Source organism: Leptolyngbya sp. BC1307, assembly GCF_002286735.1.
In the GTDB taxonomy this organism is placed as follows: domain Bacteria; phylum Cyanobacteriota; class Cyanobacteriia; order Phormidesmidales; family Phormidesmidaceae; genus Phormidesmis.
The window spans coordinates 56,291-77,523 of the sequence record NZ_NRTA01000018.1 but is presented as its reverse complement, the minus strand read 5'-3'; the positions used below and the strand labels follow the sequence as shown (position 1 = coordinate 77,523).

The following is a 21,233-nucleotide window of genomic DNA, read 5'->3' as shown; positions in this document are numbered from 1 at the left end:
GCCGTAACCGCCGTAACCGCCGTAACCGCCATTACCGCCGCCACCGCCGAAGCCGCCATTGCCGCCACTGCCGCCGCCTTCGCCGCCGCCGCCGAAGCCGCCGCCGCCGCCGCCGTAACCGCCGTAACCGCCGTAACCGCCGTAACCGCCGTAACCGCCGTAACCGCCATTACCGCCGCCACCGCCGAAGCCGCCATTGCCGCCATTGCCGCCGCCGGAACCGCCGCCGCCGAAGCCGCCTTTGCCGCCGCCACCGCCGAAGCCGCCATTGCCGCCATTGCCGCCATTGCCGCCATTGCCGCCGCCGCCGAAGCCGCCTTTACCGCCGGAGCCGCCGAAACCACCATCGGTGCCAGCCCCGCCATTACTGCCGCCGCCGCCGTTCAAACCAGAAGTGCCGTTATTCGCGAGGGCATGATCAACAAAACTTGCGCCGCCGCCGTTGCCGAAGCCGCCGCCGCCGCCGATCGCCTGATTATTTGCAAAAGCACTGTTGGCAACAGAGACTGTCCCATCATAGACAAACAGGGCACCGCCCATACCCGCACCGCCACCCGCACCGCCCTGGGCCAAACCATTAGCAAAGGTTAGGCTATCAAAAGTCACCGTACCGCTTTTGACAAAGAAGAGACGATTGGCACCGCCACCATCAACGCTAAAATTGCTGCCATTAATAGTCAGCCCCGTGTCTTCTTCAATCAGCGGCAGCAAACCCGTTAAGGAGATGTTTCCAGTAATGTTTATAGTGTCGGCTTGACCATTGTTCTTAGAGTTGGTAATCGCATCTTGCAGCTCTAAAAAAGTATCTACGTCGTTGAAACTAGCCATATTTTCTGTCTTTCGACCTTAAAGCAAGTCGGATAGTATTTGTCAAAAGCGAGCAGCATAAGATACCCAGCAATGGGTACAGATCTTTCATGCAATTGCACAAATTGAAGCGGGGCACTTCACAGCCAGAAGAAATCGCTCCAGCCCTAGCAAACGAACACATCAAAGACGCGATATAACCGCCGCGAAGACTAGATTGATTGGAGAATGCGACTGCCAGATGCCGCTGAAGAAATGCTCTTTGGCCTTAGCATTAAAGAGGAGTCTAGCGGGGTAATATCACGCTGTAATAAACGCTGCGACAGGGGCACAAGTCTCTGATTTTGGCGGAAGTTATCAACAGTCATGCCGTAGTCGTAAAGGTCTACAAATTGCTGACTGGCCCGGTCAAAAATGTGGTCGCGGCGCTGCCCCTCTAGCTGAAAGCCCATCTTTACCAGACCAGTTTGTGCAGGTAGGTTATAGGCGTAAGTTGATGCATAGACCTTGTGCAGGTGATAGGCGTTAAAGGCTAAGTCCAACACCATCAGCGTCACTTCTATGCCATAACCTACCCGCCGCCGCGCCGAATCGAACAGGCCAACCAGATATTCGGCTCGCTGGTGAAGCGCAGAGTGATCGGCCAGGGCGCAGAGTCCAATCGGACCGTAACGGCGATGACAGATCAATAGCTCTAGATAAGTCTCCTGATGAGCGGGAATCTGCTGACGGCGCACCAGGTTTTGATACACCTCAGCCTCGCTAGCCGGAGCATCATTCAGGCGAAAAAGCCGCATAAACTCTTGCTGGCTAAAGCCCTGCTGAAACAACAGCGAAGCATCGTTCGGCACAGTGCGCCTGAGCTGAAGGGAGCGGCTCTCGTGCAGCAGCGGCACCGAAGTAATCATGAGCGCACCTCTGGCTCTAGCAAACCGGGATAAAACGTTTGATAAAACCAGGGAAAACGCTGCTGAATCTGCTGCTGAATTCGCTGCGGCACCAGATGCGTCTGCGGTGGCTGGATGTGCGATCGTCTCGCATGAGGATACTTGAAGCGGTAATAGCTGTCGCTCTCATGTAGCTGCACCGTCAGATTCTGCGGATCGATAGCAGCAGGCGGTAAGCCTAGCCAGTCATAAACGCCCTGCATCACCGCTACTGGCTCTTGCATCAAATGCTCAAAAACCACATAGTAAAGCTGCTGCTGAAGCTGAGCGTCAATATCTTGCAGCGCTTCGATGGAGCCCAGCGGCTGACCGATGACTCCCTGAGCTGCAAACAACTGGTCGGCGCGATCCATGCGAGAGAGATTAGCCAAATGATCGGGAAAATCGAGCAGCAGCGTCTTCTGATGCTGAGTCTCTACAGAGCCATAGATTTGCCCTAGCTCGCGCACACACACCAGCATCCGAAAATCGGGCGCTAAATGATGAACCGTTTCAATATGATGAAGCCAGCCCCGGTTTTTATCGACTGTCCAGGCTTTGTCAGTTTCAGCAAACCAGCCGTTTACAAACCCGCCAAAGGCATTTTTTAGCCGCTGGTAGGATAGATCAAAATCGATATCTAGCTGCGATCGCATAAAATCACTATCGCTCAGGTGCTGCCGCAGCCCTGTAATAGTAGGGCAAAGCGGTGAACTATGGCCCGTGCAATAGATATCAGCATGATGGCCCAAAAGCTGACACAGCAAAGTAGACCCAGATCGGGGTAGTCCAGTGACACAAATCAGCCGCTTATCAAGCATAGAGGAATAGCTCTAATCAATAGCTTTAATCAAATGAGACTTGCTCAAATTTGAACAAGCCTTGCTCAGTATTGCAGTAAGATTAAGCAAAAAAATCCATAGAACCACACGATCTTTGAAGTCTCGCGCGATACCTATGCTACATAGAGACTACAGGCATCAACGCTGTGTATTTGAGCCGCCGCCGCTCAAATTACCTTGCCATCAGCTTCTACTCATTCCCCGCCCTTCTCATGCGCCTACCCGAAGACAATGAAGCCAGTCGCCCCAGCGTAAACATCTTGCCAATGATCGATGTGATTTTCGCGATCCTGGCATTTTTCATCATGACTACGCTCTACCTGACCAAAGCCGAAGGGCTCCCGGTCAATCTGCCTCAGGCGGTGACAGCAACGCCTCAAAACCAGGTGAACTTGACCCTGACGATTACATCAGGCGGAGAACTCTTTTTAGGCGACGATGCGGTAGAGCTAGCGGCATTAGCTGATCGAGTGCAGGCTTTTCGAGAGGGGGAGGCGATCGCCCCCAATCAGCCCATTTTCGTCACCATTCGCGCTGATGAAACTACTCCACACGGACGAGTGGTCGCCGCGATGGATCAGCTGCGGAAAGTGGAAGGGGTGCGGCTGGGGATTGCGACCACTCAATCTTAGGAAGAGAAGACAGGAGGCAGTAAACAGAAGTTGCGCTATCTCCTGTCTCCTGTCTCCTTATTTCCTAACAGATCACTTTTTATATCGCTGAAAATAAACCGTCTGCCCCTCATCCGGCACAAACACACAGTCCCGGTTAGATCGCCAGAGACTAGACCAGATAGAGCGCTTAGACTCGCGGTAGTAATCTCCCAAAACTGGCTTGAGCGCTTCAGTCGCATCTTTGAGATAGTAGTGCGGCATATTCAAAAAGATATGGTGCGCGACGTGGGTGCCAATATTGTGGTGAATATTGTTAAATATGCCGTAGTCACGGTCAATCGTAGAGAGCGCGCCTTTAAGAAAATACCAGCTATCGTTGCGATACCAAGGGATGTCGGCCTCGGTGTGATGCAAGAACGTGACCAGATCGAGCCATACGACAAATACTAGATATGGCATTACGTAAAACTTGAACAAGAAGGCCGCACCAAAGTGAAAACCTACACACACTAACCCGGTCACCATCAGGCTCCAGAGCACTGTGCTGGTAATCACATCCCGTTTTTCAGAAGGGCGAAACAGTGGGCTGCTTGGCAAAAAGTGAGAACCATGACGACCAGGCGATCGCACAAATAGATACAGCGGATAAACAAACAAAAACAGACTAAAGCGGGCTACCTTATCAAGCCCACTCATCCGGTCGTAGGTCGTTTGAGAGAGCGGATACCAGCTTTCATCCGTATCGATATTACCTGTGTTGGCATGGTGAGTGCGGTGACTGATCCGCCAACCATGATAGGGCACCAAAATCGGCGTATGGCTGAGATGACCGACCAAGCTATTGAGCCATCTATGCTTAGAAAACGACCCGTGCCCACAGTCATGACCCACCACAAACAAAGCCCAAAATAGGGTACCCTGCATTACCCAGAAAAAGGGAAAGAAAAGCCAGGAATTGAGATGATAAGCCAGCGCGTAAAGCCCACTGATCAGGCCAATGTCGAGAAAAAAGTAAGCTAAAGAGCGGCTTGCCGAAGGCGTAAAGCAGTAGTCGGGAATAGCATCTTTCAAATCTTTAAGCGTAAAAGGAAGATCTTCGGTGGGAGAAGAGTCTGCAAATCTAGCGGGCCGGGTACTTAACTGCACAGATTACCTGATTAATTGACACAATGACCGCGCCCCCTTTGCTTAACTACCAGGGCTAAATGCCAGGTCTAGAAGCTGAGGGCAGACGTTTCGCTGTCAGCAATTGGAGATGAGAGCTGATTTGCAAAAATTCACAATACTACATTGCGGGAGATTAAGACTAACTGGATTGTCACTGTATGGCATCGAAGCAGCGCTGCTGGCATTCTTTTTATTTGCTTAATTTATAATCAGCCGATTCTTGCTACATTAAGCCCATAAAACGCTTGCAGTTGATCTTGTCAGCAGCGCAATTACCGCCAGATGTGACTTTATCACCGTCTAGCTCCAGGCGATATGCCATTATCAGCTACTCGTGACCTGCCTAATAGCGTCTCTATCTAGCGTGATCATCTGCTCCGATTGCGACTACCCTTTGAGCACTGTTTGGCGGTTCATTCTCAGCAGCAGGTTTGTGCAAAAGTCTGGATTTTGCGTCATGGTGGAGTGTGATTTCAGCAAAGATGAGCGATCATTTCGGCAAGCCAAGCCACATTCAGGCGGAAGCCCTGAGGTTTCCTACAAAAACTACAGTTTTTGAATATGGATGCGGTTAATTTTATCTGTCAGATTTGAGCGTTTTGTCTGCCCTTTTAGAGGATTTTGAGCTTTATGAAATCTTTTTTGATCTCGCCAGCGTCTCCACCGCTGACTAGCCGGTTCCAGCTTGTCCAGCGCATCTGCTTTATTGTCCACATTGTCTCGCTCGTTTTTGGCCTAGCCGGGCTGCTGCTGGTGCTGCCCCATCCTGGCTTTATTGCCCAGCTCCCTGAGATTGGTCGCACTGCCTTTCGCTGGTCAATGGCAGGCGGCGGAGCGGTCTATATGATTTCGGGGACGGCGGCGGTGGCGGTCTATGCCTACCGGCACTTGGGGCTGTGGCACTGGCTCAGCTTTATGGCTTCGGCGCTAGTGCTCTCTCTGGGCGCTGAGCTGATGGGCACCAGCACGGGCTTTCCCTTTGGGCACTATCACTATCTGAGCGGCCTCGGCTACAAAATTGCCGGTTTGGTGCCTTTCACCATCCCCCTGTCCTGGTTCTATCTCGGATTCAGCGCCTACATCATTGCTTACATGGGCCTGCAGTCGTTGGTCAGCCGCCCGCTAGCAAAGCTGGGGGCGATCGCCTTCGGTTCGCTGCTGCTTACGTCTTGGGATTTTGTCTTAGACCCGGCTATGAGCCAGACCACGATGCCTTTTTGGGCCTGGGATCAGCCCGGTGCTTTCTTTGGTATGCCCTATCAAAACTTTGCGGGCTGGTTTGGAACGGGTGTGGTGTTTATGGCGATCGCCACTCTTCTCTGGCAGGCCAAACCTGAGCAGTGGTCGGCCTTGCCGCTAGAACTCCCGCTCGGCATCTACCTGAGCAACTTCGCCTTTGCCGCGCTGATTAGCGTCGATGGCAAAATTTATCCGCCGATTCTTCTGGGTCTGCTGTTGGGTGTTTTTCCTGTTCTCTGGCTTTATCAGCTAGCGCAGCAGCAAGGCGAGGCTGACTCCCTGCCCCGGTTTGGCGGACTAGTGGCGTCTCTTTACAAGGCTCCCGAATGAGCCTGCTGACGTACCCGTTTATCGCACGCCAACACCGCAATATCAAAACCTTAGGACTGGTTCCCCTTGGCAAGGGGAACCAACGGAGGGGTCTCGGTGTGTAGCGGACTTATCGAAAACCCCTCCCTTACGGTTCCCCTTGGCAAGGGGAACCAAAACGCAAGATTATTACGCTAAATATGTATCTGCTGACTGAGTTAGAAACTGGGGTGTTACCTTTTGGATTGCTGTTACTGCAGGTTCCCTTTACGGCTATTTTGCTCTCTCGCCTGCTGAGAGGAGCCCGCCGGCAGCCGCCCATTGCTCCCCGGTCGAGTAGCGGTCAGGCGCAAACGGTCAGTGTCGTCGTGCCGACGCTGAATGAAGCCCATCGCATTCAGCCCTGCCTGGTGGGGTTGCGGCGGCAGGGCGCGGAAGTGCGAGAAATCATCGTGGTAGATAGCCGCTCTGAAGATGGAACGCCCGAGAAAGTGAAGGCACTCGCCCAGCAAGACCCTCGGATTCGTTTAATTACCGATTCACCGCTGCCATCTGGGTGGGTCGGTCGTCCTTGGGCTTTACAGTCAGGATTCTTAGCCAGTTCGCCTAAGAGCGAGTGGGTGCTGGGCATTGACGCCGATACTCAGCCGCAGCCGGGCTTAGTATCGGCTATTGTCAGCGAGGCCGAAGCGCAGAGCTATGACATGGTGTCGCTCTCTCCCCGCTTTAAGCTGCACTCTGCTGGCGAATGGTGGCTACAGCCCGCTCTGCTGATGACTTTGATCTATCGGTTTGACTCAGCCGGGGTGCGAGAGGCTGCGCCGGAGCGCGTCATGGCGAATGGGCAGTGCTTTTTAGCACGGCGCTCGGTTCTCACTCAGCTCAAGGGCTATAGCTGCGCGGCTAGTTCTTTTTGTGACGATGTGACGCTGGCGCGAGTAGCGGCGGCTGCCGGGTTTAAGGTGGGCTTTTTAGACGGCGCTCAGGTGATCAGCGTGCGCATGTATGAGGGGGTGCGCGAGACTTGGGAGGGTTGGGGGCGATCGCTTGACCTCAAAGATGCGACGACGCCCGCTCAGCTCTGGGGAGATCTGGCTCTGTTGGTGAGTACCCAAGCTTTGCCGCTGCTCGTACTGCTGTGCTCGCCCTGGTTACTAACGGCTCAGCGCAGCCTGGTCTCAGAAATGGCAGTAGGGTTAAATGTATTCTTGCTGCTGGTGCGATGGGGCATGCAGGTGGCGATCGCCTCCTCTTACGACCGCCCTCCAAAGCTGTTTTCGCCGGCTTTGTGCTTCTGGCTTTCTCCCCTAGCCGATCCGCTGGCCGTCTTACGCATTTTTCTATCTTCCTTACAGACCACAATTCAGTGGCGCGGACGCACCTATCACAAGCGCGCTCCGGCCAGCAGCTACGAGGCCAACGGTTCCACGCACTCCGGTGTCTCGTGACGAGGATTGTTAACGGTGGTGCTGACCGGATACAGGCGCATAGCCTCAGCTTCGTAAGGACGCAGCACTGCCTGCAGGTGTCTACCCGCTTGCAGCTCAGGATCTAGCCAGGTCTCATAGTCTTGCGGATGGACGATCACCGGCATCCGATTGTGAATAGACTGCATCAGCTCGTTGGGCTCGGTCGTGAGAATGGCGCAGGTTTCTAGATAGCTGCCGTCGCCGCTTTCCCACTGCTCCCAAATACCCGCAAAGCCAAAGGGCTCCTGGTTTTTAAGCTGAATGTAGTAGGGCTGCTTTTGCTTGCCGGTGCGCTGCCATTCGTAAAAGCCGTCAGCTAAGATCAGACAGCGTCGCCGATTGAAGGCTGCCCGAAAGGAGGGTTTTTCGGCGACGGTCTCGGCCCGCGCGTTGATCATGCGATTGCCGATGCTGGGATCTTTTGACCAGGCGGGTACCAGTCCCCATTGAAAAATGCGATATTCTCGGGTGTCTTCAGGCTGGGCGATCGCTGCTACCGGCTGAGAAGGCGCAATATTGTATTTTGGCTGTGGGTCAGGGGTGTTTTTTAAGCTGAAGGTTTGGGCGATCGCCTCACCCGAGGAAGTTTGCGTAAACCGTCCACACATTGCAGCACCGTCTCACTGAGTCACTGCTTGACTGTACTCAGCAGCATGGCATTTCGCCGCCTGGCTATGGACAGAATTTTAGAATCGCTGTTGCGCGATCGCCATCTTTGACAGAATTTGCGGTGTGATACTAGTCAAGTCTTTAACCCTGGCAAACGCTGCTGCTTCAGGGCCGATTGCTATTAGCGGCACGGGGTTGCGCGTGTGGCGTTTGGTAGAAAGATCTTCTACGTTGCCGTGGTCGCTAGTGATGATTAGCGTGACATGGGGCGGGAGATGAGCGATCGCGCTTTCTAAAAACGCATCTATTCGCTGCAAGTAGGTAACCGCTCGCTCCCAATCTTGTGCATGGCCCGCATAGTCGCACAGATAGCACTCAAACAGCGTTACTCCGTACCGTCCACTTAGCTGGGCTAACCGCTGCCCGGCGGTGGCAGGTGAGATGGGTTTTCTCAGCTGATCAGGCGCTGCGTTGCCAATGATATTCCAAAAAATCGCCTCTCCCTGGTCGTATTCGTACTGCATTCTAAACGGCAGCCCTGCCGAAAGATTCAATAGTGTGCAGACTGAGTAACGGCGTCTGCGCTCAGCAATGGCGTAAAAATACTCGGGAGAATAGGCATTGGCCAAAGTCGCCGTCCGCCCCAAAGCTAGCGCTTGAGAAAATAGGCCATAGCGGTCAATCAGCTGCCGCAAAGAGCCATTAGCAAAGCCCGACTGGTGTTTCCCTAAAAACTCTGGGGCATTTTGCCCGGTGTAAATCGTGGTTTGGCCCGTTGCACTCTGTGGCAAACCCGGCACCTCCAAAGTAGCGTCAATCGGTTTGAAAAGGACACCAGATCGCAGCGCTGCCGCCTCAGCCACTAAGGACTGTCCCAAATACGCTGTCAAAAAAGGCGTGGCCTCAAGGGCTGACAGCGGATTATTTGCGCCCGCCTCACCTAGCCCAACGCCATCTAAAAACAACAGTAGAAAGCTCGGTGACGAGTGAGCGCACTTGGCATCGGACATTTTTTGGAGCCCATTTTTTGGAGCCTTGGATTAAAGCAGGATACCGGAAAGCTTTCAAACAGTGTCGAACCTGATCAAAGTCTATAATTGAGAGCCCCTGTTCCCTATGCAAAATTAGCAATGCGTGGATTTAAGCATCTAGACACGATTACAGCGCTGTTCGTCACGGTTCTTCTGGTTTCTAATATTGTCTCTACCAAAATTGTCGATTTTGGTTTCTTTACCTTTGATGGCGGCACGCTGTTATTTCCGCTGAGCTATATCTTTGGCGATATTTTGACTGAAGTATATGGCTATGCGCGATCGCGCAAGGTCATCTGGACGGGATTTATCGCTGCCCTGGTCATGTCTGTAACGTTCATCGTTGTCGGAGCCTTACCTGCCGCGTCCGATTGGACGTACCAGACGGCCTATGACCAAATTTTAGGACTGACGCCGCGCATCGTGATCGCCAGCCTGATCGCCTATTCTGTGGGCGAATTTTCTAACTCTTTTATTCTAGCCAAGCTGAAGGTGGCGACCGAGGGGCGACGGCTCTGGCTGCGGACGATCTTTTCTACGCTGGTCGGTCAGGTGCTCGATACGGCTTTGTTTATTGTGATTGCCTTTTGGGGTCTCTTCCCCGCCTCGCTAATCATCACGCTGGTTGTCTCTAACTACGTCTTCAAGTGCGGCGTAGAAATTCTCTTTACGCCCGTTACCTATTGGCTGACTGGCTGGCTAAAACAGCAGGAGCAAGAAGACTACTACGACCGCCGCACAAACTTCAATCCCTTTCACTTTCGCCCCCAACAGACAGTTGACTAGAGGGTTGATCAGGCGATCGCTCTCAATACAGGCTGCTCTAAAGCGACGTGATTTTCAGTCGCCCAGGATTGCAGGTCGGCAAAGGCGCGATCGCGGTACACCCCATACCGTTCTCGCTTATTCCTCACTCGCTTAGCCAGGGGTGGAATAATGCCAAAGTTCGGCGGCATCGGCTGAAAGTGTTTCGGTTCTGCTGAGCTGATAAAGTCAACCAGCGCCCCCAGCATGGTCGTCACCGGCAGGGACACCGGCGTTTGGCCCAGCGCAATTCGGGCGGCGTTTGTGCCTGCTAGCCAGCCACCCGCGATCGCCGCCGTATACCCTTCAGTCCCTACCAGTTGACCCGCTGCCAATAGCGTAGGCCGCACCTTAAACTGCAAAGATCCGTTCAACAGCTCTGGTGAATTGATAAACGTATTGCGGTGCATCACTCCCATCCGCACAAACTCTGCATTCTCCAGCCCCGGAATCATCCGAAACACCCGCTTCTGCTCACCCCACCGCAGATTGGTCTGAAAGCCTACCATATTCCATAGCTGCCCGGCCTTATCTTCCTGCCGTAGCTGCACCACCGCGTAAGGCTTACGTACCTTATTCTCCGGCGCATCAAACGCCCCATACTTCTCGGTGTCGAACAAACCCACCGGCTTTAGCGGCCCGTAGCGCATTGTATCTTCCCCGCGCCGCGCCATCTCCTCAATCGGCAGACAAGCCTCAAAAAACTTCGCTGTCTCTCGCTCAAAGTCCTTCAGCTCTGCCTGCTCCGCCTCGCACAGCGCTGTATAAAAAGCCAGATACTGCTCTTTATCCATCGGGCAGTTCAGATACGCCGCCTCGCCCCGGTCGTAGCGAGATGCCATAAACGCAATGTTCTGATTGATCGACTCGCCAATAATAATCGGACTGGCCGCATCAAAAAAGCTCATATAGGCTTGCCCCGCAAACCTTTCCAGGTCTTCGCTCAGCGCCTGACTGGTCAGCGGCCCGGTCGTCAGCACGGTCACACCCTCTGCGGGGATACGCTGCACCTCATCGCGTCGCAGCTCTATCAGCGGATGATTTTCTAGCGCCGCCGTCAGATCTTGACCAAACACGCCCCGGTCTACCGCCAGCGCCCCGCCCGCAGGCACCGAATGCTCATCTGCCTTCCCAATCACCACTGACCCCAGCCGCCGCAGTTCTTCGTGCAGTAGCCCGGAGGCCCGGTCAGTCCCCATCGCCCCAAAAGAATTGCTACATACTAGCTCAGCTAAGTGCTCCGAATGATGGGCCGGAGAAGTCTTCACTGGCCGCATCTCATGCAGCACCACCGGCACCCCAGCCCTAGCAATCTGCCAGGCTGCCTCCGTTCCGGCTAATCCTCCGCCAATCACATGAATGGGCTGTCTGTCACTCATCGCTACTCTCAATTGGCTATCTTGTGTCGCTGCTTTATTCTAAGGGTCAGCGCTATACAAGTGGCAGGGTGTAGTGATAAAACGACTGCTCTCTTCTGTAGCCAAGGGATTCATAGAGAGATTGGGCTGGGGCGTTAGTCGTTTGGGTAGATAGGCCAATCCGAACCGCGCCTGTCTCTCTCGCGTGGTTTTTTGCTGCGCTCATGAGTAGCTTGGCGATGCCTTGTTTGCGGTGCGATCGCCTCACAAACAGATCGTTCAAAATCCAGATTCGCCTCATGGACACGGAAGAAAAACCAGGGTAGAGCTGAGCAAACCCAACGCTGTCAGTCGCTTCACGAGCCAAAAATATAGCAGAGTCCTCAGCTTCAAAACGCGCTCTGAGGAATTGTCTTGCCGCTGCAAGATCTGAAGGCTGCTCATAGAAAACGCGATATTGATCAAACAGCGTCGCTGCCTCTTCTAGATGTTCAAGGCTCGCTGATATGATTTCCACGGCTGATCTCCTCGACTAACTTTCAGCTGAAAAGTGCGCTATTAGCTGCTCGTATCAGTAAGCTGTGCTAGAAAAATATTGATATCCTGTTGGAGCAAGCCATAGAGCCGCTGGGCCGCACTGAGGTTTGCCTGTAGCTGAGTCAGCTCAATCTCCGTACCGTAGGCGTGCCTGATGAGATGGCGGAAGCTTCTGAGCTTGTTCATCACCTCCAGCGATGTGGCGGATAGAAACGCAGGCCGAATTCCCTCAACCGGTTGGCTCAGCCGCAGCAGCATCACCCGGTGCCAGTCTCCTCCAGCGCCAATCTGGTTTTCAAAGGAGCTGGCAATTAGCTTCAGCAAGTCCTCTGCTGAACAGTAAAGGTTGTGGATTTGGTAGGCGACGCTATCTAGCTGACCAGGGGTATCTAAGCCGTCGTTGACCCTAGATTGCAGGCGTTGGCACAGCCTCTCCCACGGAGAATCGCTTACTTTCTGCATCAGCCAAAGCTGACCTTTTATTTCTGCAGTCAGCCCGGCGATGCGTTCTGTGTCCATGGCAGCCCAATTCGGCGAATTTTGTCAGCAAAATGGCACTGGTCTAACGGTATCAAATCTACGTCCCGATTGATATGCATGGATAGATCGCCCATCAGCGCACAGATGTCCCCGGTTTTATGGGTTTCGACGGCTAAATCTACGTCGGAGCGATCGCTAAACCGATCCGGCAACGTCACTGAGCCAAAGATGTAGCCCCCCTTGATACCGTAGCGAGCCGCGTGGTTCCCTAGCCAGTGCTGGGTCATCTGTAAAATTTGCTGGCGCGCTTGCTCATCACAATCTTTTTGTCTGGCAAACCTAGCATCGAGTAAAGGCGTAGGAAAAGTCATCGTAGAGAGGTGGGGCAATGTCGGTCAGAGGGCAATGCTGACAAGCGTTTTAAGATAGTTATATTAGTAGTTTCGCAGTCTGTAGGGCACGCCGTGAAACGTATCGCTATCGATCAGCTGCTCTATTTCTAACCTATTTCGATGAGATGGGTAGTCTATCAAAATGTCGGCCTTTTCAGGACACTTAGCGTTCTGAACGACATATACATTCGTACCGTCAGGATTGACCAGCTCAATCTGCTGAATGAGTTCCTGCTGAGCTTTCACCACCGCTCTAACTTCAGTTCCAGACGGTAGTTTTCGGCAAGGCAGATAGTGGTTTCTGTTGTCGTAAACGTAATGATCCAAAGCTCGCTGAAGGAGGCTTGCCCTAATCCCTACCGCTAAAGCAACGAAGAGAACCGAGCAGCTAATTACGAATACCTTCAGAGATTTGTTCGACATTTTTATGAATACAGCATGGCTAAGCCTTGTTTGCAATCATAGCCCGAATGCCTGCTGGGTTCAGGTCGTGGCCAATGACGACTAGCTTTGTCTGCCGGGGCTCATCGGTGCGCCAGGGTCGGTCATAGAAGTAATCAAATCGTTTGCCTACCCCATTTAATACGAGCCGCATTGCTTTACCCGGTACGGTCACAAATCCTTTAATGCGGTAGATTTCTTGCTCGTTGATCAGTTGAATCAGTTTTTGTACCAAAGCCTTAGGCTCAAACTCCTGATCTAACGTCAGCGGCACGGAAGTGATATCGTCATCGTGCTCGTGCTCAGCTTCATGGTCGTGATGGCTATGACGGCTGTCGAGATTATCTTCCACTGCTGCGTTGAATCCCAGCAGCACGTCTGGGTTCAGCTCGCCATTCTGACAGGGCAACACTTTTACGCCGTCAGAGAGTTTGCCTGCCAGCCATTTTTTTACTTTAGTCAGCTGATCGGCGCTAACCCGATCAGCTTTTGTTAGCAGCACCATATCCGCGCAGCCTAGCTGATCTTCAAACAGCTCCTCAATTGGCGTTTCATGATCGAGGCTGTCGTCCGCCTGACGCTGCGCTTCTAAAGCTTCCAAATTGCCGACCAAATCGCCGTTGGCCAGGGCCTCACAGTCCACAACCGTCACCACGCCGTCAACTGTAGCCCCCGTGCGAATCTCGGGCCAGCGAAAAGCCTGTACCAGCGGCTTTGGCAGCGCCAGGCCGGAAGTCTCAATCACCACACAGTCAATCTGGTCGCGCCGTTGAATCAGCGCCTGCATCGTCGGCAAAAACTCTTCTTGGACGGTGCAGCACAGACAGCCGTTTGCCAGTTCTAAAATGTTGTTTGAGTTGTTGATTGTATCGTCTTCTTCATCGCAGACCTGACAGTCGCGCAGCAGCTCGCCGTCGATGCCGACTTCGCCAAACTCATTGACAATCACTGCAATGCGTCGGCCCTGAGTATTTTGCAGCAGATTGCGGACAAGCGTTGTTTTGCCAGCTCCTAAGAAGCCGGTAATTACCGTAACGGGTATTTTACTCATGGTTGTTGATAGGGTTTCCCTAAAAGAGAGTGGCCTTAAACCAGTAAACTGCCAAGAAAAGCTGCACCTGCGCCGCAAATGACGAAGCCTGCCTGTCGTAGAGAGGTCATTCCAGCCGCAGGGTTCTGATTGAGCGCACGTAGAGAGAGTCCATAGGCAGCGTAGGCGATCGCCCCCTGAATCACCGTAAACCCGACCAAATAAGCGACTATCGGCATCGGCTCTGCCCCAATAATCGCTTCACCATAGGCATAGCCATGAAAGATGCCAGCTAGTGCCGTCAGCGCGATCGCAGCCAATATATTTAACCGACGATGGGTCACGGCCAATATGCCAAACAGCAGCACTGAAGCAGAAATCACCAGTTCAGAAGCCGGTAAATTCAATCCAGCCAAATGCAGTCCCGTACCTGCCAAAGCCGCTAGTAAAAAGCTGATAGGAACCGTAATCCCGCGTCTTAAAACGGCTGCCAGCAAACCCACAGCGATGACAAAAGCAAAGTGATCGAGCCCGATAATGGGGTGCCCTACGCCTGAGAGCAGCCCCTGGAATACATTTTTGGGCGCTTCGCCACCAAAAGGATGATGGGCCAATGCTGGTGTCGCTAGCATCAGGGTGGCGATCGCCGCCAATCCGCCCCGGGCGATACCCGCGCGCATCGAAATATTTTTGAGCATCATTACCGTTTGCATCTGTACCGCGCAGATGGGCTTAGGTTAAATAAAACGCACGGGCATTCTGGCTTTGGTGTGAGCCGCGTGACCATTCACACAGTTCTCATCCATCACAGTTGCGGGACAGCGCCGGTTTTTCACCGAACTTTCCCCGTAAAATCACAGCGAACCAGGGCGGCAAATCGCTTTTTCACCCAAAATCGCCGTCATCTAAAACGTCTCAGGCTAACTAGACTATCACGGCAACTCGCTCCACAATATGTGAAGATCTATCACCATCGGCCTCGCGCCTTGCCCCCAGAGCCACACTAAAATCCATGCTCAAAGCCGTTATTTTTGACCTCGATGGCACCCTTACAGACAGCGACAAAGTTCATTTTCAGGTATTTCAAAAGATCTTTGCCCAGCACGGCGTTGACCTCGACCGAGCGCTTTACCGTCAGAAGATCAGCGGACGACAAAACGCAGCGATTTTAGCCAATTTTCTGCCCGATTTATCAAAGGCAGAAGTCGAGGCTTTTAGTGCTGATAAGGAAGCGGCCTTTCGTACCGCTGCCCAGGGAAATCTCACCCCTTTAGCAGGTTTACTTGAGCTGCTAGGCCAGATTAAACGCCAGGAACTTGCGATCGCCGTCGTCACCAACGCACCCCCAGAAAACGCCACCTTTATGCTCCAGGAACTGGGACTCAGCGACACTTTCGATCCTGTAGTGATTGCTGAGCGCTTGCCCAGAGGCAAACCCGACCCCCTGCCTTACCAAACTGCTTTAGATCAGCTGTCGATTAGGGCTGAGGCAGCGATCGCCTTTGAAGACTCGACAGCAGGTATTCGCTCAGCGGTTGGGGCAGGCATCAAAACGATCGGCGTCACCACCACGCACGCCAAGGCAGAACTCATAGAAGTGGGCGCAGTTGAGACCGTCGCCGACTTCACCGAATCCCTACATTCAAACGCTGCTCTCACCCGTCTCCTCATCAACCTGACTGCGCCGACGGCGGCAGCGCTCAGAGCAATACTTCACCTCGTCCCAGCAGTTCTCCCATTTCTTGCGCCAGGTGAAAGGGCGTCCGCACACCGGACAAACTTTAGATGGCAGATCAGACTTTGCGCGTTGACGGGCCATAGAGTGTAGAGAAGGGCTTTGATTACGTTAGGGAGAAGCTGACGTAGACTTTTAAATTATGTCGCAAGAATTGTCTCAAGCAGCCTTAGCCTCGGTACGGATTGTCCTCGTTGCGCCCGCTGGCCCGCTCAATGTCGGGTCGGTGGCGCGGGTGATGAAAAACTTTGGCCTGACCCAGCTCGTCTTAGTTGACTCGCAGTGCGATCCTCTGGGTGAAGAAGCGCTGCAAATGGCCGTCCATGCTGATGATGTCTTAAGGGCCGCTCGGCGGGTGGAGACTATTCCCGAAGCGTTAGCGGGCTGTCAGTGGGCGATCGCCACCACCGCTCGCCAGCGCGGTTTTGATGCGCCGCTGGAGCTACCTGAAACTGCCTTGCCCGCCTTACTTTTGGCCAGTTCTACCGCTGCCAGCAGTCACGCCGCGATCCTATTCGGCCCCGAAGACAGGGGGCTGAGCAATCAAGAACTCACCTACGCCCAGCAGTTCATCAAAATACCCACCGATGCCGGGTACAGCGCTCTCAACCTCGCCCAAGCGGTCGCCATCTGCTGCTACGAACTCCACCGCGCCAGCCTTACCCCCTCCCCGCCTCAACAAAATCCTCAAAAAGCTTTACTAAACTCCCCCCTATCTGCTAAACAGACGGAATCCGCTGACTTAAAAGAACTGGAAGGGTACTACCAGCATCTAGAATCCGTACTGTTAAAAGTGGGATATTTGTATCCGCATACCGCTCCTAGCCGCATGCGCAAGCTGAGGCTACTGCTGCACAGAGCCGCGCCGTCCTCCCGTGAAGTTGCCCTACTAAGAGGTATCCTCAGACAGATGGAATGGGCGCTATCAGATTCAAAGAAGGGTTAACTTTAGTCATGACAGATGCTAACGGCTCGCGCAACCGTCCAGGTTCTCCCGGTTCAGGTCAATCTATCGGCCCATTGCAGAGCAGCCGAGGCCCTTCAGCGGCTAAAGGCAGCGGTTCTAACCATATCCCTGCGAATCGCCCACGGCTCCTTAAACATCCCGGTAGCCAGCCAGTCGGTAAGCCAGTGAGCAAGCTGACTAGCCGCAAACCTGATCGCCCGCCCGATGAAAATCCGACTCGTCCCCGGCGCAGCCGCCGTGATCGCCGTCGCCCACCCGGTACACCCGCTGGCCTAGCCTCTGCCCAATCAAAAGGCAATGCTCCCACTCGGCTGCGGGCGATTTCAGCGCCGCCACGATCCGCCTCGTCTCGCGCCCAGCATGCTCGCACCGAATCGCCTGCGCGTCCCCGCCGCCGTTCTGCTCGGCGATCGCTCAAGGCTCCTTTACCGCTTTTGTATCTGGGTCGCTTAGTCGTAGCCGGTCTGGGAATTGCGGCCATTGGCGGTACTTTGCTCACAGTGCTCCCTAGCAGCAGTAGTTCTGGCAGCGCCGCCCGCACCGAATCAGCATTAGCGCCGCCTGCTGAGTCCAAAGCCGCCTTTGCGATTCCGCTCGCCCAAGAAAATGCCGCGCTCAAGGCTCAGTTTGAGGATTTGCCCAACCTCTATCCGGGGCTGACAGCCAAGCTCTTTTATGTCGATGTAGATACGGGAGACTATGTGGATCTGGCCGGGCGTGAGGCGATCGCCGCAGCTAGCACCATCAAGCTGCCGATCTTGCTGGCCTTTTTTGAAGAAGTAGACGCCGGTCGCATCAATCCTAATCAGACGATGACCATTCAGCCGGATCAGCTGGCTGACGGCTCTGGCGAAATGCAGGTATCTGCGCCGGGCACTCAGTTTACAGCGCTAGAAGTGGCCACTCAAATGATTGTTAGTAGCGATAATACCGCTACTAATATGATGATTGACCTGCTCGGTGGCAGTGCAGCGCTAAACAGCAAATTTGCCGCCTACGGCCTGGAAAAAACTCGGCTGAACGGGCCGCTGCCCGATCTTGACGGCACGAATACGACTAGCGCCCGCGACCTGGCCCAGACGCTGCTGCTGGTTACGCAAGACGAAACTTTGACGCTGCGATCGCGCGATCGCGTCTTAAACATTCTGCAGCGCACTTACAATAAAAGCCTGCTGGCAGCAGGACTCGAAGAAAAGGAAGCCCTCACTTACAATAAAACCGGCGACATCGCTTCTGTGCTGGGGGATGCCGCGCTCGTAGACCTATCCAATGGCAAACGCTATATCGTCGCTGTACTGGTAGAGCGCCCCACTAACGATGGTCGGGCCGTAGAGCTGATTCGCCGCATTTCAGGGCGGATCTATCAGGTAGCCGATCAAGCAGTTCAGCCAGCGGTTGCACCGGCCAATGACCCTAGCAGCACGGGCGAAGAAGACGTAGCGCCAACGCTCGAACCGGAGGCCATAGAAGAGAGTCAAAGCCTGGAAGCGCCTTATGAAGAACCCTATGTCGATGAAAATCTTTAAGGCATGGCAAAATATCAAATAAACTGGGTATGCTCCTACGGCAAGTACGAGCGGGTGCGGTTCACTCAATCTACCGATATCTATCAGACGATTAGACAACAATTTTGAGCAGGCTCCTCAATGGCGATCGCCCCCCAAAACTCAATAGCGCCCCCAGAGCCTATGCTAGACCCTACCGCCTGGGGCTTTGCCGGATTAGATATTCCACAGCTAGCAGCAGCGGGGTATTTCCGAGCGATCGCCTACTGGTTAAACGAACCGCTGGTGTCGCAGCAAGTATACGCTCAGGTACTGGCCGATGAGGTGCCGGGTCGGCTCAGAATTTTGGTGGAGTTTGAGCGGGTTCCTCAGCCACAGCGGTTGGTTCGCTTTGTGTGCGATCGCCTCTACCGGCTCAATTCCGATGTGATTGAAGGCGTTCACCTGATTGCTCGTCCGTTAGGGACAGACAAAACCAATTGGGAGCAGCGCGTTCGGATTCCGACTGCTGCCCAGCGTCAGCAAAAACAGCGTCAGCAAATACCTCAGCAAATACCTCAGGCAGCGCCTGCTGCTGTTCAGCCAGCGATACCTCAGCCAGCTGATGCCCAGGTAACCGATACCCAGGCCGCTACCGGGTCAGCAATTCCTCAAGACCGGGCTCCTCAGCTAGTACACGAATCTTCTCGTAGCCAGGCAGCGCGTCAGGTGGTTCGCAGTCAGTTCAAGTTTTTTCGGGCCGCTTTTATCTCGGGAGCGGCGGCGGCAGCGTTTTTGTTTGGCGGACTCACTGAGCTAGTGCTCGCCGGTCGGCTAACTGCGCCAGTGGCTACCTCAGCAGATACAGCGCTTCCCTGGTATGGCGAAAGCGCTGACGACGACTTTCCTGAAGGCTCTGAGGCCACAACGGTTGCTTTTCGTTCGGCCAGTCGGTTCACTGGGAGAACTGTCGAAGCCGCGCTAGAAACCGTCGCAGTCATCCCGCACGATCAGGTCGCTCAGCCCGCCGACCCGACTATCACCCTGCTCTTTGGCGGTGAACTTAGCCTCAAAGATTTCGTTTTTGAAGAAGCCGATAGCCTCGACCAGCTATTTTCGGGGGTCAGTCTTTATCAGCAGGCCGATGTCGCCATGGTGGGGTTAGCGGAGCCGCTAGCCTATGCCAGCACTTCTCTGCAAGAAGACTTCTATCACCGCACACGCCCGCAGGCGGTACAAACGCTCAAGGCTGGTGGTATTGACATTGTCAGCCTGGCCAGCGAAGGCACCCTGGCCTACGGCACTCAGGGGCTCAGCGAAACGCTCGAAACCCTAGACCAGCAAAATATCTACCGGGTAGGTGCCGGGCTCAACCAGCAAGAAGCTCATCGCCCCGAAATTTTGGAAGTGAAGGGTCAGCGAATTGCCTATTTAGGCTACAACCCCGAAGCGCTCAGCGGTGCCGAAGCCAATAAAGCAGGCGTTGCCCTCACCAGCAGCGAAGACCAGCGGTATATCATCGAAGATATCAAAGCCATTCGCCCTCAGGTAGACTGGATTGTGGTCAACTACCGCTGGGGAGACCCGCTAGAAGCGCCGGAAGAGGGTTTGCCGGAGGCTGACACCGCCTCGTCAGAGACTTCCCAGGCCAATCTGCCTACCTCGTCTGTTCCGGCTGATTGGCAAAAGGCGCTGGCCCGAGAAGCGGTAGATGCAGGTGCTGATTTGGTGGTGGGCTATCATCCTAACCAGATTCAAGGGGCAGAAATTTATCGCGATCGCGCGATCGCCTACTCCCTGGGCGATTTTGTCTTTAGCAGCGCGCCCTTAGCCGATCACGATACGGCAGCGCTCAAGGTCTCACTGCGCAATCATCAGATGAAAGTAGAATTTTTGCCAGTCACGATTCAAGACTCTCATCTGCAAATGGCCACAGGTGAGCACGGTGCCGCGATACTCCAGACCATCCGCGATGCGTCCAAAAGCTTCGACCAACCGATGCACTTTCCCGCCGTGCTAGAGGCTAAGCCTACCCCCGTACCGACCGCACCACAGAAGCTCAACGAGTCTGCCTCTAGCGATGAGGCTGGGTTTAATGGGGATGGAGTCACCGACGAGACCTTGCCGCCTGAGACCTACTTGCCTGAGACCTACTCGCCCGAGTCTGAGGTTAACACTGTCGAACCCGATGACGGCTGGCCGCCTGTAGAGGTAGGCAAGCCGCCCAAATCTCCACAGGCTGAGTCAGTGCCCGCAGAAAACTTAGAAGCGTACGAAAACTACGAAGACCCTGCTCCCAACCCTGTCTTGCCAGAGCCCAAGGCATTGTTCGATGAAACTTCATCAGACGAGCCGGTCAGACGCAACCCGCGTTCCTCGGAGCCAGCACCAACAGTAACTGAGGAAACCGATGCGTTCATTGATCAGCCGGTCAGCGCACCCTGGCAAGATGAAAAATTGTTAGAAGATTGGGGCGAAAAGCAAACCGAGCCGTGGCGCGAGCTTCCCCCCACTATAGAAGCACCCGCTCAGCCAGAGGGGCCGATAGAAGCTGAAGAGCCCGTCAACAATCGTCGGTCTGACGCAGGCAGCGAATTGGAAAGTAGCGGTCTATACTTGGAAGCCTCAGAAGAAACTTCAGAGACAGCAGCGGCGGCTGATTATGCCGCTGAAGAGCCAACCAACCAACCAGCCCTTGTGCCCGCTGATGACGCTGCGTCTGAATCTGAGGTGATCGCCCCTTATGCAGAGCCTCTAGTCGGCCCTCTATCTGTTTTACCTGCCGTCGATGCTCTACCTGCCGTCGATGAACCCGTACCCGCTGATTCTGAGCCAGTCAGCGCCGAATAAAGCCTGAACAGACCCAAATATATCCGCGCTTTGCTATGGCTGTGTTTTCACGGATGAAAGACGGCTATTTTAATACATAATCATTTCAGTAAGCATCTTACCTGAGCAGTCGTGATCGCCTAGCGGTGATAGCCCCAGAGCG

General features: G+C 54.1%; 20 protein-coding genes, 2 pseudogenes and 1 riboswitch. Of the genes and pseudogenes, 8 read left to right on the top strand and 14 right to left on the bottom strand.

Translation table 11 applies throughout. The features are described from left to right. From CKL79_RS23875 to CKL79_RS12065, 3 genes and pseudogenes are all read right to left on the bottom strand, one after another. Window positions 1-828: pseudogene (locus CKL79_RS23875) on the bottom strand (hypothetical protein); the annotation flags it as partial. Window positions 829-1,019: 191 nt separating this feature from the next. Continuing rightward, the gene (locus tag CKL79_RS12070; protein ID WP_121969832.1) at window positions 1,020-1,715 is read right to left on the bottom strand and encodes a GNAT family protein; all 696 of its coding nucleotides are present in this window, start codon (window positions 1,713-1,715) and stop codon (window positions 1,020-1,022) included. Further along, on the bottom strand, window positions 1,712-2,554 hold the full coding sequence (locus CKL79_RS12065; RefSeq protein WP_121969831.1) for a sulfotransferase: 843 nt from the start codon (window positions 2,552-2,554) through the stop codon (window positions 1,712-1,714). The genes CKL79_RS12070 and CKL79_RS12065 overlap by 4 nt, the downstream gene beginning before the upstream one ends. Before the next feature lie 233 nt (window positions 2,555-2,787). Here CKL79_RS12065 and CKL79_RS12060 point away from each other — a divergent pair, with 233 nt between their 5' ends. Next, a complete protein-coding gene (locus CKL79_RS12060; RefSeq protein WP_121969830.1) occupies window positions 2,788-3,207 on the top strand; it encodes a biopolymer transporter ExbD in 420 nt (139 codons plus the stop codon). 72 nt (window positions 3,208-3,279) lie between these two features. Here CKL79_RS12060 and CKL79_RS12055 read toward each other — a convergent pair whose 3' ends face one another. Then, window positions 3,280-4,335 carry a fatty acid desaturase gene (locus CKL79_RS12055; protein WP_121969829.1) on the bottom strand — a complete coding sequence of 352 codons (1,056 nt, stop codon included), beginning with the start codon at window positions 4,333-4,335 and terminating at the stop codon, window positions 3,280-3,282. Window positions 4,336-4,986: 651 nt separating this feature from the next. Here CKL79_RS12055 and cruF point away from each other — a divergent pair. Both cruF and cruG read left to right on the top strand, forming a co-directional pair. Beyond that, entirely contained in the window at window positions 4,987-5,925 is a 939-nt protein-coding gene (gene cruF / locus CKL79_RS12050) for a gamma-carotene 1'-hydroxylase CruF (protein ID WP_121969828.1), read from the top strand. A 179-nt stretch (window positions 5,926-6,104) separates the two neighbouring features. After that, a complete protein-coding gene (gene cruG, locus CKL79_RS12045) occupies window positions 6,105-7,352 on the top strand; it encodes a 2'-O-glycosyltransferase CruG (RefSeq protein ID WP_121969827.1) in 1,248 nt (415 codons plus the stop codon). Here cruG and CKL79_RS12040 read toward each other — a convergent pair. Both CKL79_RS12040 and CKL79_RS12035 read right to left on the bottom strand, forming a co-directional pair. Next, window positions 7,313-7,981 carry an SOS response-associated peptidase gene (locus tag CKL79_RS12040; RefSeq protein ID WP_121969826.1) on the bottom strand — a complete coding sequence of 223 codons (669 nt, stop codon included), beginning with the start codon at window positions 7,979-7,981 and terminating at the stop codon, window positions 7,313-7,315. The genes cruG and CKL79_RS12040 overlap by 40 nt on opposite strands. A gap of 78 nt (window positions 7,982-8,059) precedes the next feature. After that, window positions 8,060-8,992, bottom strand: coding sequence for an alkaline phosphatase family protein (locus CKL79_RS12035; RefSeq protein ID WP_121969825.1), 933 nt, complete (start codon window positions 8,990-8,992; stop codon window positions 8,060-8,062). 120 nt (window positions 8,993-9,112) lie between these two features. Between CKL79_RS12035 and CKL79_RS12030 the strand changes: the two genes are divergently transcribed. Next, the gene (locus CKL79_RS12030) at window positions 9,113-9,799 is read left to right on the top strand and encodes a queuosine precursor transporter (protein ID WP_121969824.1); all 687 of its coding nucleotides are present in this window, start codon (window positions 9,113-9,115) and stop codon (window positions 9,797-9,799) included. Between the two features lie 8 nt (window positions 9,800-9,807). On the opposite strand, the gene trmFO is transcribed toward CKL79_RS12030, so the two are convergent. From trmFO to CKL79_RS11995, 7 genes are all read right to left on the bottom strand, one after another. Continuing rightward, on the bottom strand, window positions 9,808-11,196 hold the full coding sequence (trmFO, locus tag CKL79_RS12025) for an FADH(2)-oxidizing methylenetetrahydrofolate--tRNA-(uracil(54)-C(5))-methyltransferase TrmFO (protein ID WP_121969823.1): 1,389 nt from the start codon (window positions 11,194-11,196) through the stop codon (window positions 9,808-9,810). Window positions 11,197-11,248: 52 nt separating this feature from the next. Then, window positions 11,249-11,692, bottom strand: a complete 444-nt coding sequence (locus CKL79_RS12020) for a GNAT family N-acetyltransferase (protein ID WP_121969822.1) — start codon at window positions 11,690-11,692, stop codon at window positions 11,249-11,251. Between the two features lie 41 nt (window positions 11,693-11,733). Beyond that, a complete protein-coding gene (locus CKL79_RS12015) occupies window positions 11,734-12,231 on the bottom strand; it encodes a hypothetical protein (protein ID WP_121969821.1) in 498 nt (165 codons plus the stop codon). Beyond that, complete coding sequence (locus tag CKL79_RS12010; RefSeq protein ID WP_121969820.1) at window positions 12,204-12,563, bottom strand: nucleotidyltransferase domain-containing protein; 360 nt, start codon at window positions 12,561-12,563, stop codon at window positions 12,204-12,206. Before CKL79_RS12010 ends, CKL79_RS12015 begins: the two co-directional genes overlap by 28 nt. 63 nt (window positions 12,564-12,626) lie before the next feature. After that, the gene (locus CKL79_RS12005; RefSeq protein WP_141242197.1) at window positions 12,627-12,911 is read right to left on the bottom strand and encodes a hypothetical protein; all 285 of its coding nucleotides are present in this window, start codon (window positions 12,909-12,911) and stop codon (window positions 12,627-12,629) included. Window positions 12,912-13,026: 115 nt separating this feature from the next. After that, window positions 13,027-14,076 carry a cobalamin biosynthesis protein CobW gene (gene cobW, locus CKL79_RS12000; RefSeq protein WP_121969818.1) on the bottom strand — a complete coding sequence of 350 codons (1,050 nt, stop codon included), beginning with the start codon at window positions 14,074-14,076 and terminating at the stop codon, window positions 13,027-13,029. Between the two features lie 35 nt (window positions 14,077-14,111). After that, a complete protein-coding gene (locus CKL79_RS11995) occupies window positions 14,112-14,768 on the bottom strand; it encodes a HupE/UreJ family protein (protein ID WP_240518820.1) in 657 nt (218 codons plus the stop codon). Between the two features lie 22 nt (window positions 14,769-14,790). Further along, window positions 14,791-14,939: riboswitch (cobalamin riboswitch) on the bottom strand. Between the two features lie 128 nt (window positions 14,940-15,067). Here CKL79_RS11995 and CKL79_RS11990 point away from each other — a divergent pair. Beyond that, window positions 15,068-15,592, top strand: a pseudogene (locus CKL79_RS11990) (HAD family phosphatase); the annotation flags it as partial. A gap of 105 nt (window positions 15,593-15,697) precedes the next feature. Here CKL79_RS11990 and CKL79_RS11985 read toward each other — a convergent pair. Then, window positions 15,698-15,874, bottom strand: a complete 177-nt coding sequence (locus tag CKL79_RS11985; protein WP_121969841.1) for a DUF2256 domain-containing protein — start codon at window positions 15,872-15,874, stop codon at window positions 15,698-15,700. Between the two features lie 58 nt (window positions 15,875-15,932). Between CKL79_RS11985 and CKL79_RS11980 the strand changes: the two genes are divergently transcribed. The 3 genes from CKL79_RS11980 (at window position 15,933) to CKL79_RS11970 (ending at window position 21,091) form a co-directional block, all read left to right on the top strand. Further along, entirely contained in the window at window positions 15,933-16,736 is an 804-nt protein-coding gene (locus CKL79_RS11980) for an RNA methyltransferase (RefSeq protein ID WP_121969817.1), read from the top strand. Window positions 16,737-16,744: 8 nt separating this feature from the next. Then, complete coding sequence (locus tag CKL79_RS11975; protein ID WP_170944042.1) at window positions 16,745-18,283, top strand: serine hydrolase; 1,539 nt, start codon at window positions 16,745-16,747, stop codon at window positions 18,281-18,283. 162 nt (window positions 18,284-18,445) lie between these two features. Next, window positions 18,446-21,091: a CapA family protein gene (locus tag CKL79_RS11970; protein ID WP_170944041.1), complete on the top strand. Its 2,646-nt coding sequence runs from the start codon at window positions 18,446-18,448 to the stop codon at window positions 21,089-21,091. Window positions 21,092-21,233: the final 142 nt, after the last annotated feature.

Excerpts from the sequence above, each read along its gene's own strand:
- CKL79_RS12010 (WP_121969820.1), bottom strand. The coding sequence starts at position 12,563 with ATGACTTTTCCTACGCCTTTACTCGATGCTAGGTTTGCCAGACAAAAA.
- CKL79_RS12065 (WP_121969831.1), bottom strand. The coding sequence starts at position 2,554 with ATGCTTGATAAGCGGCTGATTTGTGTCACTGGACTACCCCGATCTGGG.
- cruG (WP_121969827.1), top strand. The coding sequence starts at position 6,105 with ATGTATCTGCTGACTGAGTTAGAAACTGGGGTGTTACCTTTTGGATTG.
- CKL79_RS12060 (WP_121969830.1), top strand. The coding sequence starts at position 2,788 with ATGCGCCTACCCGAAGACAATGAAGCCAGTCGCCCCAGCGTAAACATC.
- CKL79_RS11995 (WP_240518820.1), bottom strand. The coding sequence starts at position 14,768 with ATGCAAACGGTAATGATGCTCAAAAATATTTCGATGCGCGCGGGTATC.
- CKL79_RS12015 (WP_121969821.1), bottom strand. The coding sequence starts at position 12,231 with ATGGACACAGAACGCATCGCCGGGCTGACTGCAGAAATAAAAGGTCAG.
- CKL79_RS12040 (WP_121969826.1), bottom strand. The coding sequence starts at position 7,981 with ATGTGTGGACGGTTTACGCAAACTTCCTCGGGTGAGGCGATCGCCCAA.
- CKL79_RS11985 (WP_121969841.1), bottom strand. The coding sequence starts at position 15,874 with ATGGCCCGTCAACGCGCAAAGTCTGATCTGCCATCTAAAGTTTGTCCG.
- CKL79_RS11970 (WP_170944041.1), top strand. The coding sequence starts at position 18,446 with ATGCTAGACCCTACCGCCTGGGGCTTTGCCGGATTAGATATTCCACAG.
- CKL79_RS11980 (WP_121969817.1), top strand. The coding sequence starts at position 15,933 with ATGTCGCAAGAATTGTCTCAAGCAGCCTTAGCCTCGGTACGGATTGTC.
- CKL79_RS12030 (WP_121969824.1), top strand. The coding sequence starts at position 9,113 with ATGCGTGGATTTAAGCATCTAGACACGATTACAGCGCTGTTCGTCACG.
- CKL79_RS11975 (WP_170944042.1), top strand. The coding sequence starts at position 16,745 with ATGACAGATGCTAACGGCTCGCGCAACCGTCCAGGTTCTCCCGGTTCA.
- CKL79_RS12035 (WP_121969825.1), bottom strand. The coding sequence starts at position 8,992 with ATGTCCGATGCCAAGTGCGCTCACTCGTCACCGAGCTTTCTACTGTTG.
- trmFO (WP_121969823.1), bottom strand. The coding sequence starts at position 11,196 with ATGAGTGACAGACAGCCCATTCATGTGATTGGCGGAGGATTAGCCGGA.
- cobW (WP_121969818.1), bottom strand. The coding sequence starts at position 14,076 with ATGAGTAAAATACCCGTTACGGTAATTACCGGCTTCTTAGGAGCTGGC.
- CKL79_RS12070 (WP_121969832.1), bottom strand. The coding sequence starts at position 1,715 with ATGATTACTTCGGTGCCGCTGCTGCACGAGAGCCGCTCCCTTCAGCTC.
- cruF (WP_121969828.1), top strand. The coding sequence starts at position 4,987 with ATGAAATCTTTTTTGATCTCGCCAGCGTCTCCACCGCTGACTAGCCGG.